The sequence below is a fragment of the Streptomyces albidochromogenes genome (genome assembly GCF_005981925.1).
Taxonomy (GTDB): domain Bacteria; phylum Actinomycetota; class Actinomycetes; order Streptomycetales; family Streptomycetaceae; genus Streptomyces; species Streptomyces albidochromogenes.
The window spans coordinates 1-15,335 of the sequence record NZ_VBVX01000055.1; the positions used below are offsets into that span (position 1 = coordinate 1).

At 71.3% G+C, this 15,335-nt stretch carries 11 protein-coding genes and 1 pseudogene; 8 read left to right on the forward strand and 4 right to left on the reverse strand.

Going from position 1 to position 15,335, the window contains the following annotated elements:
* Positions 1–96: 96 nt before the first annotated feature.
* Positions 97–1,275, forward strand: a pseudogene (locus tag E2E34_RS10360) (TerD family protein); the annotation flags it as partial.
* 226 nt (positions 1,276–1,501) lie between these two features.
* On the forward strand, positions 1,502–2,521 hold the full coding sequence (locus E2E34_RS10365) for a TerC family protein (protein ID WP_244315605.1): 1,020 nt from the start codon (positions 1,502–1,504) through the stop codon (positions 2,519–2,521).
* A 91-nt stretch (positions 2,522–2,612) separates the two neighbouring features.
* Here the strand turns inward: E2E34_RS10365 and E2E34_RS10370 are convergent, their stop codons facing one another.
* The 3 genes from E2E34_RS10370 to E2E34_RS10380 all read right to left on the reverse strand — a co-directional run bounded on the left by E2E34_RS10370 (position 2,613) and on the right by E2E34_RS10380 (position 5,396).
* Positions 2,613–3,899, reverse strand: a complete 1,287-nt coding sequence (locus tag E2E34_RS10370; RefSeq protein ID WP_138901600.1) for an MFS transporter — start codon at positions 3,897–3,899, stop codon at positions 2,613–2,615.
* Between the two features lie 144 nt (positions 3,900–4,043).
* The gene (locus E2E34_RS10375) at positions 4,044–4,700 is read right to left on the reverse strand and encodes an MBL fold metallo-hydrolase (protein WP_138901601.1); all 657 of its coding nucleotides are present in this window, start codon (positions 4,698–4,700) and stop codon (positions 4,044–4,046) included.
* A gap of 9 nt (positions 4,701–4,709) precedes the next feature.
* Complete coding sequence (locus E2E34_RS10380) at positions 4,710–5,396, reverse strand: maleylpyruvate isomerase family mycothiol-dependent enzyme (RefSeq protein ID WP_138901602.1); 687 nt, start codon at positions 5,394–5,396, stop codon at positions 4,710–4,712.
* A gap of 189 nt (positions 5,397–5,585) precedes the next feature.
* Here E2E34_RS10380 and uvrA point away from each other — a divergent pair, with 189 nt between their 5' ends.
* A complete protein-coding gene (gene uvrA, locus E2E34_RS10385; RefSeq protein ID WP_138901603.1) occupies positions 5,586–8,606 on the forward strand; it encodes an excinuclease ABC subunit UvrA in 3,021 nt (1,006 codons plus the stop codon).
* A gap of 80 nt (positions 8,607–8,686) precedes the next feature.
* On the opposite strand, the gene E2E34_RS10390 is transcribed toward uvrA, so the two are convergent.
* A complete protein-coding gene (locus E2E34_RS10390; RefSeq protein WP_138901604.1) occupies positions 8,687–9,598 on the reverse strand; it encodes a carbohydrate kinase family protein in 912 nt (303 codons plus the stop codon).
* Positions 9,599–9,709: 111 nt separating this feature from the next.
* Here E2E34_RS10390 and E2E34_RS10395 point away from each other — a divergent pair, with 111 nt between their 5' ends.
* From E2E34_RS10395 to whiA, 5 genes are all read left to right on the forward strand, one after another.
* Positions 9,710–10,150, forward strand: coding sequence for a Rieske (2Fe-2S) protein (locus tag E2E34_RS10395; protein WP_138901605.1), 441 nt, complete (start codon positions 9,710–9,712; stop codon positions 10,148–10,150).
* A gap of 111 nt (positions 10,151–10,261) precedes the next feature.
* On the forward strand, positions 10,262–12,304 hold the full coding sequence (gene uvrC / locus E2E34_RS10400) for an excinuclease ABC subunit UvrC (RefSeq protein ID WP_138901606.1): 2,043 nt from the start codon (positions 10,262–10,264) through the stop codon (positions 12,302–12,304).
* Positions 12,301–13,263 carry an RNase adapter RapZ gene (rapZ, locus tag E2E34_RS10405; protein ID WP_138901607.1) on the forward strand — a complete coding sequence of 321 codons (963 nt, stop codon included), beginning with the start codon at positions 12,301–12,303 and terminating at the stop codon, positions 13,261–13,263. Before uvrC ends, rapZ begins: the two co-directional genes overlap by 4 nt.
* Positions 13,260–14,294 carry a gluconeogenesis factor YvcK family protein gene (locus E2E34_RS10410; protein ID WP_138901608.1) on the forward strand — a complete coding sequence of 345 codons (1,035 nt, stop codon included), beginning with the start codon at positions 13,260–13,262 and terminating at the stop codon, positions 14,292–14,294. Before rapZ ends, E2E34_RS10410 begins: the two co-directional genes overlap by 4 nt.
* Positions 14,285–15,274, forward strand: coding sequence for a DNA-binding protein WhiA (gene whiA / locus E2E34_RS10415; protein WP_028813910.1), 990 nt, complete (start codon positions 14,285–14,287; stop codon positions 15,272–15,274). The genes E2E34_RS10410 and whiA overlap by 10 nt, the downstream gene beginning before the upstream one ends.
* The last annotated feature ends 61 nt before the right edge of the window (positions 15,275–15,335 follow it).

Here is a 15,335-nt window from a genome sequence, read left to right on the forward strand (position 1 = left end):
GCAGTTGCTCCGCCGTGTCCAGGCCGGGCGGGAGCGCGTCGGTCGCCCCGCCGCGGACCGCCATCTGCACCAGCTCCACCCGCTGGGTGAGCTTGGCCAGCACCGCCGCCCACCGCGCCACCCGCTCAGCCGGGCGGCCACCCGCAGCCCGTCGCCGGTGACGCGACCGGCTGGTCCATGGAGGAGCGGCTGTACAACCAGGTGTGGGGCATGTTCGAAGACCTGGCCCGCACGGTCGCGGCGTACCGCAGCGCCGTCGACTTCGCCGAGTCCCGGATGGAGCAGGAGCTCGACAAGGCCCTCTCCGACCCCCGCAGTCGGATCGGCACCGCGGGCGACACCGCCCGCGCGGCGGCCCAGGCCAAGCGCGACGAGCTCGTCGGCCGGGCCCGCGAGGTGCTGGACCGCGACCTGGCCCAGCTCGCCGCCGAGGCGGACGTCGTCGAGCCCGCCCTGCCGCCCGCCTTCGCCTCCTGGGACAACCCGGTCTGGCACGGCTACCGGGTCCCCATGGAGATCCCGATGGCCCTGCGCGTCGGTGATCTCCATCTTTCCGAGCGGCCGGACCTGCGCATTCCCATGCTGGTACGGCTGCCGCTGGAGCGCGGACTGTGGATCGACAGCGGCCGCTCCGGATCCGAGGCCGCGCTGATGATGGAGTCCGGCCAGCTGCGGGCGGCCGCCATGGAGACCGCCGCCGCGCACGCCGCACGGCTGCTGGCGGTCTACCCGGCGGGCGAGTTCACCGTCCATGTCATCGACCCGGCGGGCACGGGCGCGCCCGCCCTCGCGCCGCTGACCGAGTCCGGCGTGCTCGCCGCCCCGCCGGCGGCCGGCGCCCAGGGCGTGGCGGCGGTGCTGGCCAAGCTCACCCAGCGGGTGGAGCTGGTGCAGATGGCGGTCCGCGGCGGGGCGACCGACGCGCTCCCGCCCGGCCTGGACACGGCGGAGCAACTGCTGATCGTCAACGACTTCCCGCACGGCTTCGACGACCGCGCCGTGACCCAGCTCCGCTACCTGGCCGACGAGGGCCCGGCGGTCGGCGTCCACCTGATGATGGTCGCCGACCGCGAGGACGCCGGCGCGTACGGGCCGGTCCTCGACCCGCTGTGGCGAGCGTTGCTCCGCGTCACTCCGGTGCCCGACGACCACCTCGTCGACCCGTGGGTCGGGCACACCTGGACGTACGAGCCGCTGCTGCCTCCGGCGGGCAGCCGGGTGGTACGGCAGGTGCTCGCGCAGGTCGCGGCGGCGAGGCGGTCACTGCCCTACTGACCGGCACTTTTGGGAGTGCTTTACCCATCCCTTTACCTTCTCTTGGGTGTTCCTGTACCCTTCGAGGAGCGGAGGGGAGTACTCCCGGCTGCGACGTACCCGTCAATACGGACCGCCATCGGTCCCGGGGCGTCGGCCCGAGTCGCACGGACACGCGCTCGGGTGGAAGAGACCTCCGGCAGCGACGACGCTGAGTGAGATGCCGTAGCTATCTGCCGGAGGCGCAGTGGACGTTTCAATGACCCTTTGGGTGCTGACCATTCTTGGTCTGGTCGCCCTGATCGCAGTCGACTTCCTCATCGGGCGCAAGCCGCATGACGTGTCGATCAAGGAAGCCGGCATCTGGACGGTCGTCTGGATCGTGCTGGCCGTCCTCTTCGGCGTGGGCCTGCTGGTCTTCGGCACCGCGCAGGCGTCCGGTGAGTTCTTCGCCGGCTTCATCACCGAGAAGTCGCTCAGTGTCGACAACCTCTTCGTCTTCGTCCTGATCATGGCGAAGTTCTCGGTGCCGTCGCACCTCCAGCAGCGTGTGCTGCTGATCGGTGTGCTGATAGCCCTGGTGCTCCGGGCGATCTTCATCGCGGCCGGCGCCGCGGTCATCGCCAACTTCTCGTGGATCTTCTACATCTTCGGCGCGTTCCTGATCTACACCGCCTGGAAGCTCATCCAGGAGGCGCGGGCCGACGAGGAGGAAGAGGCGTTCGAGGAGAACCGTCTCCTCAAGTCGATCGAGAACCGTTTCGGCGTCGCGGACCGGTACCACGGCACGAAGCTCTTCATCCGGAACAACGGCAAGCGCGTCCTGACGCCCCTGATGGTCGTCATGCTCGCCATCGGCACCACCGATGTGCTGTTCGCGCTGGACTCGATCCCGGCGATCTTCGGCCTCACCCAGGACCCGTACATCGTCTTCACCGCCAACGCCTTCGCCCTCATGGGTCTGCGGCAGCTGTACTTCCTCATCGGCGGGCTGCTCAAGAAGCTGGTCCACCTGAGTTACGGCCTGTCGGTCATCCTGGGCTTCATCGGCGTCAAGCTGGTGCTGCACGCCCTGCACGAGTCCGGGGTGCACGTTCCCGAGATCTCCATCCCCTTCTCGCTGGCGGTCATCTGCGGCGTGCTGATCATCACCACGATCACCAGCCTCATCGCCAACAAGAAGACCGAGCGGCGCGACCAGGCCGCGCAGGCCGAGTCGGCCGAGCCGGCCGCGTCCGACGACGCCAAGGAGCGCGTCGAGTCCTGACCGGCCACGACGCACGGACATCGGCACCGGCCGGTGCGAGCGGAGCTCTCAGCCCGCCCGCACCGGCCGGTGTTCCGCGTTGTGCGGGGGGTCAGGCGGCGGCCGGTTCGGCCGGTTCCGTCACCCGCGCGGGGGCCGGCCTGGTCTCCGGCAGCAGCGCGAAGCAGCCCAGGCTCAGGAGCGCGATGGCGGTCAGGTACACCGCGACCCCCCACGGCGGCCCGTCGCCGTGCGCCACCGCCGTCGCGACCACCGGGGTCAGCGCGCCGCCGAGGACCCCGGCCAGGTTGTAGCCGACGGCCGCGCCCGTGCAGCGCACTCTCGGCTCGTACAACTCCGGGAGATAGGCGGCGATCACCGCGAACATGGTGATGAACGACAGCAGCGCTCCCAGGAAGCCGAGGAACATCAGCGGGGGCTCCGCGGTCCGGAGCAGGGCGATCATCGGGAACATCGAAAGCGCCGCCCCCGCGCAGCCCGCCAGGCACAGCGGCCTGCGCCCGTACCGGTCGCCCAGCATCGCGACGAACGGAGTGACCACGCCGGTCACCGCCACGGCCGCCATGATGCAGGCGAGCATCACGGTACGGCTGACGCCCAGGTGTTCCGTCGCGTACGCCAGGGACCAGGTCGTCACCGCATAGAAGACGGCGTACCCGACGGCGAGCGCGCCGGCCGTCAGCAGGACCAGCCGCCAGTGGTCGCGCACTACCTCGACGAGAGGGGCGCTCGCCCGCTCGCCCGTCTCGCTGAGCTGCTTGAACTGCGGCGTCTCGGCCAGCGATGTACGCAGCAGGAGCCCGCCGGCGGCGAGCAGCCCCGCCACCCAGAACGGCACGCGCCAGCCCCAGGAGGCGAACTGCGCGTCGGTCAGCGAGGCCGAGAGGGCGAGCATGATGCCGTTGGCGAGGAGGAAGCCCACCGGCGGGCCGATCTGCGGGAAGCTCGACCACAGTCCGCGCCGGTGCGCGGGGGCGTGCTCGGCGGTCAGCAGGACCGCGCCGCCCCACTCGCCGCCGAGTCCGAGTCCCTGGAGGAAGCGCAGTACGAGCAGGAGCGCGGGCGCCGCCACTCCGATCGATCCGTACGTCGGTACGCAGCCGACGGCCACGGTCGCGATTCCCGTGAGCAACAGGGATGCGAACAGGACAGGACGGCGTCCGTAACGGTCTCCGATGTGCCCGAAGACGACAGAACCGAGCGGTCGTGAAATGAAACCGACAGCGAAGGTGCCGAACGCCGCGAGCGTTCCCGCGAGCGGCGAGAAGGTCGGGAAGAAGAGCGGTCCGAGAACGAGCGCGGCGGCTGTTCCGTAGACGAAGAAGTCGTAGAACTCGACGGCCGTTCCGGCGAGCGACGCGGCGGCGAGGCGAGTCATGGAGGGAGGTGAGGGAGGGCGTTCCTGGCGCATGCGGCCACAACTACCCGACCGCACAGGGGGTTGTGGGGCGCACGGAAGTAGTCGTACCGGCTCGCGCGCCCTGTCACTCCACCGAGCGAGGGAGCACGCGGTACGGCGCCTCTACCAGCCGCGCTCGCGCCACTCCGGCAGGTGCGGGCGCTCGTTCCCGAGCGTGGTGTCGTTGCCGTGTCCGGGGTAGACCCAGGTCTCGTCGGGGAGCGCGCCGAAGAGCTTGTCCTCGACGTCACGGATGAGGCTCGCGAACGCCTCGGGATCCTTCCACGTGTTGCCCACGCCGCCCGGGAAGAGGCAGTCGCCGGTGAAGACGTGCGGGTGCCCGTGCGGGTCGTCGTACACGAGGGCGACGGAGCCCGGGGTGTGGCCCGCCAGGTGCCGGGCGGTGAGTTCGGCGCGTCCGACGCGCACGGTGTCGCCGTCGTCCAGCAGCACGTCGGTCGCGACGGGGATGCCCTCGGCGTCGTACCGGCCCGCGTACGTGCGGGCCCCCGTCGCCGCCACGACGTCGGCGAGGGCCTGCCAGTGGTCGCCGTGGCGGTGGGTGGTGACGACGGACGCGATGCCGTCGTCACCGATCAGGCTCAGCAGCGTGCGCGGGTCGGCGGCCGCGTCGATCAGCAGCTGCTCCCCGGTGTGGCGGCAGCGCAGCAGGTACGCGTTGTTGTTCATGGAACCGACCGCGACCTTGGAGATCATCAGGTCCGCGAGCTCGTGCACGTTCGCAGGACCGCCGACCTTCACCGCTCCGCTGTACGTCATGGGGTCAGCCTATAGCGGGGGCAGTGCGGGCAGCGGGGCGCCGGCGGTGTCGAGGGCGGCGCCGTCGCGCCGGCCCGCGAGCCAGCCCAGCAGGTCCGGAGCGCCGCCGGTGACGTGCACGGGATCACCTTCGGCGCTTCCGGTACGCCACTGCCCTCCGCCCGTGGCCGCCAGCGCGATCGCGGGCACGTCGGGGTGCCCGGCGAAGCGGTCCGCGAGAAACGCGATCTCGCGCCCCGTGAACTCCTCGGGCAGGTCCTCCAGCTCGTACCCGATGCCCAGGTCGACGTGGTGCAGCTCGACCTCGACGAGGCGGCGGAAGGGGAGGCGCGAGGCGGAGTCGGTGACGCCGTTGCGCAGGGCGACCGTACGGGACCAGTCGGCGGGAACGGCGGCCGTCGCGTCGAACCGGGCCGCGCTGTCGCGCACGTCCTCCTGCTGCGCGGCGAGCGGGCGGGCGGCGTCGCGCTCGATGTCGGCCTCGCGCGCCTCGGCGCTCTCGTACATCGGCCGGCCTTCCAGGACGTTCACCAGGGCGTCCGCGTTGCGGGCCAGGTGGGCCAGCACGTGGCCGCGGGTCCAGCCCGGCAGCCGTGACGGTTGCGTCACGTCGGCGTTGTCCAGTTTGCCGGTCGCGGCGAGAAGCCGGTCGGTCGCTTCGCGTACAGAGGCCAGGTCGCGCACGTGATCGTTCATGGCGCCGACGATAGTCCCGGTCACACGATCGGGTGAAGCCGTTCAGGCGAGGCCGTAATTCGAATGCACGTGCTATACGCTCGTCAGAGGCATCAGGAATCCTTACGACATCGCTGTGGTTACCCCCATAGTCTGAACACCCGGGGGGCTCAGTCCTCTCTGCCTCTCTCAAGAAAGGTGCGGACCGGCGTGGCCGACCGTCTCATCGTTCGTGGCGCTCGCGAGCACAACCTCAAGAACGTCTCGCTCGACCTCCCGCGTGACTCCCTCATCGTGTTCACCGGGCTCTCGGGGTCGGGCAAGTCGTCCCTCGCGTTCGACACGATCTTCGCCGAGGGGCAGCGCCGGTACGTCGAGTCGCTCTCCTCCTACGCCCGTCAGTTCCTGGGCCAGATGGACAAGCCCGACGTGGACTTCATCGAGGGCCTGTCGCCCGCGGTGTCCATCGACCAGAAGTCGACCTCGCGCAACCCGCGCTCGACGGTCGGCACCATCACGGAGGTCTACGACTACCTCCGCCTGCTGTTCGCCCGTATCGGCAAGCCGCACTGTCCCGAGTGCGGCCGGCCGATCTCGCGCCAGTCGCCGCAGGCCATCGTCGACAAGGTGCTGGAACTGCCCGAGGGCAGCCGCTTCCAGGTCCTGTCGCCCCTGGTGCGCGAGCGCAAGGGCGAGTTCGTCGACCTGTTCGCCGACCTCCAGACCAAGGGCTACAGCCGCGCGCGCGTGGACGGCGAGACCATCCAGCTCAGCGAGCCGCCCAAGCTGAAGAAGCAGGAGAAGCACACCATCGAGGTGGTCATCGACCGCCTGACGGTGAAGGAGAGCGCCAAGCGCCGGCTCACCGACTCGGTGGAGACCGCCCTCGGCCTGGCCGGCGGCATGGTCATCCTCGACTTCGTCGACCTCCCCGCGGACGACCCCGACCGCGAGCGGATGTACTCCGAGCACCTCTACTGCACGTACGACGACCTGTCGTTCGAGGAGCTGGAGCCCCGGTCGTTCTCCTTCAACTCGCCCTTCGGCGCCTGCCCCGACTGCACCGGCATCGGCACGCGCATGGAGGTCGACCCGGAGCTGATCGTCCCGGACGAGGACAAGTCCCTCGACGAGGGCGCGATCAACCCGTGGTCCCACGGGCACACCAAGGACTACTTCGCGCGCCTCGTCGGCGCGCTCGCCGACGCCCTCGGCTTCCGTACGGACATCCCGTGGGCGGGGCTCCCGCAGCGCGCCAAGAAGGCACTGCTGCACGGCCACAAGACGCAGATCGAGGTCCGCTACCGCAACAGGTACGGCCGCGAGCGGGCGTACACCACGTCCTTCGAGGGCGCCGTGCCGTTCGTCAAGCGGAGGCACTCCGAGGCCGAGAGCGACTCCAGCCGGGAGCGCTTCGAGGGCTACATGCGCGAGGTGCACTGCCCCACCTGCAACGGCACCCGTCTCAAGCCGCTCGTCCTCGCGGTCACGGTCATGGAGAAGTCCATCGCCGAGGTCGCCGCGATGTCGATCAGCGACTGCGCGGACTTCCTGGGCCGCCTGACGCTCAACGCCCGTGACAAGAAGATCGCCGAGCGCGTCCTCAAGGAGGTCAACGAGCGGCTGAGGTTCCTGGTCGACGTGGGCCTGGACTACCTGTCGCTCAACCGCGCGGCCGGCACCCTGTCCGGCGGCGAGGCGCAGCGCATCCGGCTCGCCACCCAGATCGGCTCCGGCCTCGTCGGCGTGCTGTACGTCCTGGACGAGCCGTCCATCGGTCTGCACCAGCGGGACAACCACCGCCTCATCGAGACGCTGGTCCGGCTGCGCGACATGGGCAACACCCTGATCGTCGTCGAGCACGACGAGGACACCATCAAGGTGGCCGACTGGATCGTCGACATCGGTCCGGGGGCGGGCGAGCACGGCGGCAAGGTCGTCCACAGCGGCTCGCTGAAGCAGCTGCTGGACAACAAGGCGTCCGTCACGGGCCAGTACCTGGCCGGCAAGCGGGCCATCGAGATGCCCGACATCCGCCGCCCCACGGACCCGTCGCGCCAGCTCACGGTGCACGGTGCCCGCGAGAACAACCTGCGCGACATCGACGTGTCGTTCCCGCTCGGCGTACTGACGGCCGTCACCGGTGTCTCCGGTTCCGGAAAGTCGACGCTGGTCAACGACATCCTCTACACGCACCTGGCGCGCGAACTCAACGGCGCCCGCACGGTGCCGGGCCGCCACACGCGCGTGGAGGGCGACGACCTGGTCGACAAGGTGGTCCACGTCGACCAGTCGCCGATCGGCCGGACCCCCCGGTCCAACCCGGCGACGTACACCGGCGTCTTCGACAACGTGCGCAAGCTGTTCGCTGAGACGATGGAGGCGAAGGTGCGCGGCTACCTGCCGGGCCGCTTCTCCTTCAACGTCAAGGGCGGCCGCTGCGAGAACTGCTCGGGCGACGGCACCATCAAGATCGAGATGAACTTCCTGCCCGACGTGTACGTCCCCTGCGAGGTCTGCCACGGGGCGCGCTACAACCGGGAGACCCTGGAGGTCCACTACAAGGGCAAGTCCATCGCCGAGGTGCTGGACATGCCGATCGAGGAGGCCCTGGACTTCTTCGAGGCCGTCCCGACGATCGCCCGTCACCTGAGGACCCTCACCGAGGTGGGCCTCGGGTACGTCCGCCTCGGACAGTCCGCGCCGACGCTCTCGGGCGGTGAGGCGCAGCGCGTGAAGCTCGCCTCCGAGCTTCAGAAGCGCTCCACGGGCCGCACGGTGTACGTCCTGGACGAGCCGACCACGGGTCTGCACTTCGAGGACATCTCGAAGCTCATCAAGGTGCTGTCGGGCCTGGTCGACAAGGGCAACTCGGTGATCGTCATCGAGCACAACATGGACGTCATCAAGACCGCCGACTGGGTCGTCGACATGGGTCCCGAAGGCGGCAGCGGCGGCGGCATGGTGGTCGCCGAGGGCACGCCCGAGCAGGTGGCCGCCGTGCCCACCAGCCACACGGGCAAGTTCCTCAGGGACATCCTGGGCGACCGGGTGAGCGACGCGACGCCGGCGAAGAAGAAGGCGCCGGCGAAGAAGGCACCCGCGAAGAAGGCGGTGGCGGCGGCGAAGTCGGCCCCGGCGAAGAAGACCGCGACGGCCCGCACGGCCGCCGCCAAGAAGGCGCCCGGTACGACCGCCGCGGCAAAGGCGGCACGCTCCCGCAAGGCGTGACAGCCCAGCACGGCAGCTGAGCGGCCCCTCACCCGTTCCCGGGTGAGGGGCCGCGCGCGTCGCACGGGGCCGCGGCCCGGTTACGGCTCCAGTTCCGCCGCGTACGGAGGGTCCGCGCCCGGGCGCGAGCACGTGATCGCGGCGGCGCGGGCCGCGAAAGCCAGGATGTCGGCCCAGGCATCGGCCGGGAGCGCGGCCGAAGCCCGCGCCGACAGGGCGCCGTGGGCGCGCAGCCGGTGCAGCAGCGCCGCGTTCACGGTATCGCCCGCGCCGATCGTGTCGGCCACGTCCACCGCCTCGGCCGGGACGCTCACGCCGGCCCCGCCGCCCCGCGTCCGTACCGTCATGCCGCCCGCTCCCCGCGTCAGCACCACGGCCGCCGGGCCGGCCGCGAGCCACTCCTCCACGGACCCGCCCAGCCATCGCGCGTCCTCCTGCGACACCTTCAGCAGCGAGACATGGGGCAGCCAGCTGCGGAAGCGGGCGCGGTAGGCGTTCGCGTCCGGGATCAGACCGGGCCTGATGTTGGGGTCGAGCAGGGTGAACAGCCCGCGCTCCGCCTCACGCCGCAGCAGTGCCTCGTACGCGCTCGCCCCCGGCTCCAGGACCAGCGAGCAGGTGCCGAGCGCCACGGCCCGCGCGTCCGGGGGAAGGGCGGCCGGGAGGGCGAAGAGGCGGTCCGCGCTGCCCTGCGCGTAGAAGCCGTACCCGGCGGACCCGTCCGCGCCCAGCGTCGCCACCGCCAGCGTCGTCGGCTCGGGACCGCGCTGCACCAGCGAGGTGTCCACACCGGCCGCCCGCAGCCCGTCGACCAGGGCCTCGCCGAATCCGTCCGTCGAGACCCGGGAGCAGAACGCGACGTCCGACCCCAGGCGTCCCAGGGCCACAGCGGTGTTGTACGGGCCGCCGCCCGGCCGCGGCGACAAGGGCGCCAGGGCGCCCGTCCCCTGCGGCACCAGGTCGATCAGGGACTCTCCGGCGACGACGATCACGCGCCCGAACGTAACCCATCGCCGCCCGCCGGGGACAGCCCCCGCGAGGGCCGCGGATGTCCGCCGGTATCGTCGGGTACGTCACCCACCCCCCTGACCAGTGGAGAGCGCATGTCCGGCCAGTCTGCCCCCCGCCGCACCGTGCTGAAGGGCGTCGTCCTCGCCGGCGCGGCCGGACTGGGCGCGGCCGCCTGCTCCACCGAGTCGAAGCTCGGCCACGCCAAGCCGCTGCCGTCCGCGCCCGTGAACCTCGGTGCGGCGGACGAGGTGCCGGTGGGCGGTGCCAAGCTCTACCGCGAGCAGCGGATACTCGTGAGCTGCCCGGCCGAGGGGAAGTACAAGGCGTTCAGCGCCCAGTGCACCCACGCGGGATGTGTCCTCGACAAGATCGAGAAGCTCGAGGGCAACTGCCCCTGCCACGGCAGCCGTTTCGACGTGACGACCGGCGAGGCGCTCCAGGGCCCGGCGACCGTGGCGCTGCCCGAGATCCCGGTCAGGGTCGAGGGCGGGAACCTGGTCACGGGCGCGGCGACGGGCAGCCCGGACGCCTGAGGGGCGCCCCGGACGGGCCCGCGTCCTCCCGGCCGTCGGGAGGCGCTCCGGACACCGGGCGCCGCCCCGGCCGCACCCGCGTTGTCACTGCCCGCAAGTAGGGTGTGAGGCATGGCAGACCCCTCCAGCTACCGCCCCAAGCCGGGACAGATCCCCGACTCGCCGGGGGTCTACAAATTCCGCGACGAGCACCGCCGGGTGATCTACGTCGGGAAGGCGAAGAGCCTGCGCCCGCGGCTCTCCTCGTACTTCCAGGACCTGGCCAATCTGCACCCGCGCACCCGCACCATGGTCACCACGGCGGCGTCCGTCGAGTGGACGGTCGTCTCCACCGAGGTGGAGGCGCTCCAGCTGGAGTACTCCTGGATCAAGGAGTTCGACCCCCGCTTCAACGTCAAGTACCGCGACGACAAGAGCTATCCGTCGCTGGCCGTGACGATGGGCGAGGAGTTCCCCCGCGTCCAGGTCATGCGCGGCCCCAAGAAGAAGGGCGTGCGCTACTTCGGCCCGTACGGACACGCCTGGGCGATCCGCGAGACCGTCGACCTGATGCTGCGCGTCTTCCCGGTGCGCACCTGCTCGGCCGGAGTCTTCAAGAACGCCGCCAGGACCGGCCGCCCCTGCCTCCTCGGTTACATCGGCAAGTGCTCCGCCCCCTGTGTGGGGCGCGTCACCCCCGACGAGCACCGCAAACTGGCCGAGGACTTCTGCGACTTCATGGCCGGCCGCACGGGCCAGTACCTCAAGCGCATCGAGCAGGAGATGCACGAGGCCGCCGAGGACATGGAGTACGAGAGGGCCGCCCGTCTGCGCGACGACATAGGGGCCCTGCGCCGCGCCCTGGAGAAGAACGCGGTGGTGTTCAACGACGCCACCGACGCCGACCTGATCGCCCTCGCCGAGGACGAGCTGGAAGCCGCCGTGCAGATCTTCCACGTACGCGGCGGGCGGGTCCGGGGCCAGCGCGGCTGGGTCACCGACAAGGTCGAGGCCGTCGACACGGCGGGCCTCGTCGAGCACGCGCTCCAGCAGCTGTACGGCGAGGAGCAGGGCGACGCGGTGCCCAAGGAGGTCCTCGTCCCCGCCATGCCCGAGGACGCCCCGGCGGTGTCGCAGTGGCTCGCGGCGCGGCGCGGCTCGAACGTGTCGCTGCGCATCCCGCAGCGCGGCGACAAGAAGGACCTCATGGCGACGGTCCAGCGCAACGCCCAGCAGGCCCTCGTCCTGCACAAGACCAAGCGCGCGTCCGACCTGACCACCCGCTCCCGCGCCCTGGAGGAGATCGCGGAGGCCCTCGGCCTGGACTCCGCCCCGCTGCGCATCGAGTGCTTCGACATCTCCCACCTCCAGGGCGACGACGTGGTGGCCTCGATGGTCGTCTTCGAGGACGGACTGCCCCGCAAGAGCGAGTACCGCCGCTTCCAGATCAAGACCTTCGAGGGCCAGGACGATGTCCGGTCCATGCACGAGGTGCTCACACGTCGCTTCCGGCGCTATCTCCAGGAGAAGGAGAAGACGGGGGAGTGGATCCAGGAGAACGGGGCGGGGGAGGTCCCCGCCGAGCCGGACCCGGGCGCGGAGGACGACGGCAGGCCGAAGCGTTTCGCGTACCCGCCGCAGCTCGTCGTCGTCGACGGCGGGCAGCCGCAGGTGGCCGCCGCCCAGCGCGCCCTCGACGAGCTCGGCATCGACGACGTGGCCGTCTGCGGCCTCGCCAAGCGCCTCGAAGAGGTCTGGGTGCCTGGCGAGGACGACCCGGTCGTGCTGCCCCGCAGCAGCGAGGGCCTCTACCTCCTCCAGCGGGTGCGTGACACGGCTCACGACTTCGCCATCCGCTACCAGCGCACCAAGCGGGCCAAGCGCTTCAGGGCGGGCCCGCTCGACGACGTCCCCGGCCTCGGCGAGACCCGCAAACTCGCGCTGATCAAGCATTTCGGTTCGGTGAAGAAGCTGCGGTCCGCCACAATCGACCAGATCTGCGAGGTTCCGGGGATAGGCCGCAAGACGGCCGAGACCGTCGCCGCGTTCCTCGCGCAGGCGGCACCCGCCGCACCCGCCGTGAACACGGCGACAGGAGAGATCATTGAAGACGACGAGGACACCGCGGCGGTCGCACCCGCGGTCTCCCCGCCGGAACGGGGGCAGCAGGTATGACCGAGCACGACGGAGACGGAGCACACGTGAGTACGGGCACGACCGGGGAATCCGGCGAGACCGGGCACAACGGGCACAACGGTGAGGCGGCCGAGCAGGCCATCCCCGAGCTGGTGATCATCTCGGGCATGTCGGGAGCCGGCCGCAGCACCGCCGCGAAGTGCCTCGAAGACCTCGGCTGGTTCGTCGTCGACAACCTGCCGCCCGCGCTGATCCCCACCATGGTGGAGCTCGGCGCCCGCTCGCAGGGCAATGTCGCCCGCATCGCCGTCGTCGTGGACGTCCGGGGCCGGCGCTTCTTCGACAACCTCCGCGAGTCCCTGGCGGACCTGGACGCCAAGGAGGTCACCCGGCGGATCGTCTTCCTGGAGTCCTCGGACGACGCCCTGGTACGCCGTTTCGAGTCCGTACGCCGCCCGCACCCTCTCCAGGGCGACGGCCGGATCACCGACGGCATCGCGGCCGAGCGCGACCTGCTGCGCGAGCTGCGCGGCGACGCCGACCTGGTCATCGACACCTCCAGCCTCAACGTCCACGAACTGCGGGCCAAGATGGACGCCCAGTTCGCGGGCGACGACGAGCCGCAGCTGCGCGCCACGGTGATGTCGTTCGGCTACAAGTACGGCCTGCCGGTCGACGCCGACCTCGTCGTCGACTGCCGCTTCCTGCCGAACCCTCACTGGGTCCCGGAGCTGCGCCCCTTCACCGGCCTCAACGAAGAGGTCTCCGGCTACGTCTTCAACCAGCCGGGCGCCAAGGAGTTCCTCGACCAGTACACCGAGCTGCTCCAGCTCATCGCGGCCGGCTACCGCCGCGAGGGCAAGCGCTACGTGACCATCGCCGTCGGCTGTACGGGCGGCAAGCACCGCAGCGTGGCCATGTCGGAGAAGCTGGCCGCGCGCCTGTCCTCGGAAGGCGTGGAGACCGTCCTCGTGCACCGGGACATGGGGCGCGAGTGACCGGACGCAATTTCCGCCTGCGGCGGCTGCGCGGCGGTGATGCCGCGCGGCCGCAGCGCAAGCGCGGCGCCCAGCCCAAGGTCGTCGCCCTCGGCGGCGGCATGGGCCTGTCCGCGTCCCTGACGGCGCTGCGCCGCATCACCGGCGACCTGACCGCGGTGGTCACGGTCGCCGACGACGGCGGCTCCAGCGGGCGGCTGCGCGACGAACTGGGCGTACTGCCCCCGGGCGACCTGCGCAAGGCGCTCGCGGCGCTGTGCGGGGACGACGACTGGGGGCAGACCTGGTCGCGCGTCATCCAGCACCGCTTCTCCAGCCGCGGGGACCTGCACGAGCACGCGGTCGGGAACCTGCTGATCGTCGCGCTGTGGGAGCAGCTCGGCGACCACGTCCAGGCCCTCGACCTGGTCGGCAGGCTGCTGGGCGCGCACGGCCGGGTGCTGCCCATGTCCGCCGTGCCCCTGGAGCTCCAGGCGCTCGTACGGGGGCACGATCCCCTGCGCCCGGACGACGTGGACACCGTGCGCGGCCAGGCGACCGTGGCGCTCACCCCGGGTGAGGTGCAGTCCGTGCACCTCGTGCCGCAGGGGCCGCCGGCCGTCCCGGAAGCCGTCGCCGCCGTGCTCGACGCGGACTGGGTGGTGCTCGGGCCGGGGTCCTGGTTCTCCTCGGTGATTCCGCACCTCCTGGTGCCCGAGCTGCTCGACGCGCTCGTCGAGACGAAGGCCCGCCGGGTGCTGTCCTTGAACCTCGCGCCGCAACCCGGAGAAACCGATGGCTTCTCTCCGCAGCGTCATTTGGAGGTTTTGGGACGACACGCCCCTAAACTCGCCCTGGACGTGGTGTTGGCCGACGAGGCTGCCGTGCCCGACCGCGAGTCCCTCGCCGATGCCGCCAAGCGGCTCGGCGCCGCGGTCGAGCTGGCGCCGGTCGCCGCGCCCGACGGTTCCCCGAAGCACGATCCGGAGCTGTTGGCCGCCGCGTACGACCGTATTTTTCGGATGCATGGAAGGATCGGCCCATGGCGATGACGGCAGCGGTGAAGGATGAGATCTCCCGGCTCCCCGTCACCCGGACCTGCTGCAGGAAGGCGGAGGTCTCGGCGATTCTTCGGTTCGCGGGCGGGCTGCACCTGGTGAGCGGCCGGATCGTGATCGAGGCGGAGCTGGATGTGAGCTTCGCGGCCCGCAGACTCAAGAAGGACATCCTGGAGATCTTCGGGCACCACTCGGAGCTGGTGGTGATGGCGCCGAGCGGACTGCGGCGCGGCTCCCGTTACCTCGTACGGGTGGTGGCGGGCGGTGATCAGCTCGCACGCCAGACCGGGCTGGTCGACGGCCGCGGCCGTCCGATCCGCGGTCTGCCCCCGCAGGTCGTCTCCGGCGCCACCTGCGACGCCGAGGCCGCCTGGCGCGGCGCGTTCCTCGCGCACGGCTCGCTCACCGAGCCGGGCCGCTCGTCCTCGCTGGAGGTCACCTGCCCGGGGCCCGAGGCCGCCCTCGCCCTCGTCGGCGCCGCCCGCAGGCTCTCCATCGGCGCGAAGGCGCGCGAGGTGCGGGGCGTGGACCGGGTCGTCGTACGGGACGGTGACGCGATCGGCGCCCTGCTGACCCGCCTCGGCGCGCACGAGTCGGTGCTGGCCTGGGAGGAGCGGCGGATGCGCCGCGAGGTCCGCGCCACCGCCAACCGCCTCGCCAACTTCGACGACGCCAACCTGCGCCGCTCCGCGCGGGCCGCGGTCGCCGCGGGCGCCCGGGTCGGGCGCGCGCTGGAGATCCTCGGCGAGGAGGTGCCCGAGCACCTCGCCGCCGCCGGGCGGCTGCGCATGGACCACAAGCAGGCGTCCCTGGAGGAGCTCGGCGCGCTGGCCGACCCGCCGCTGACCAAGGACGCGGTGGCCGGCCGCATCCGCCGTCTGCTGGCGATGGCCGACAAGCGGGCCCAGGACCTGGGCATCCCCGGTACGGAGTCCACGATCACCGAGGAAATGGCCGACGGCCTCGTCGGCTGAGCGCGACGACCGCCGCCGGAGCGCCCCCTGCGGGCGCCCGGCGGCGGCGCTGTCCGCCGGG

Excerpts from the sequence above, each read along its gene's own strand:
- E2E34_RS10370 (WP_138901600.1), bottom strand. The coding sequence starts at position 3,899 with ATGACTCGCCTCGCCGCCGCGTCGCTCGCCGGAACGGCCGTCGAGTTC.
- E2E34_RS10375 (WP_138901601.1), bottom strand. The coding sequence starts at position 4,700 with ATGACGTACAGCGGAGCGGTGAAGGTCGGCGGTCCTGCGAACGTGCAC.
- E2E34_RS10380 (WP_138901602.1), bottom strand. The coding sequence starts at position 5,396 with ATGAACGATCACGTGCGCGACCTGGCCTCTGTACGCGAAGCGACCGAC.
- E2E34_RS10395 (WP_138901605.1), top strand. The coding sequence starts at position 9,710 with ATGTCCGGCCAGTCTGCCCCCCGCCGCACCGTGCTGAAGGGCGTCGTC.
- uvrC (WP_138901606.1), top strand. The coding sequence starts at position 10,262 with ATGGCAGACCCCTCCAGCTACCGCCCCAAGCCGGGACAGATCCCCGAC.
- rapZ (WP_138901607.1), top strand. The coding sequence starts at position 12,301 with ATGACCGAGCACGACGGAGACGGAGCACACGTGAGTACGGGCACGACC.
- whiA (WP_028813910.1), top strand. The coding sequence starts at position 14,285 with ATGGCGATGACGGCAGCGGTGAAGGATGAGATCTCCCGGCTCCCCGTC.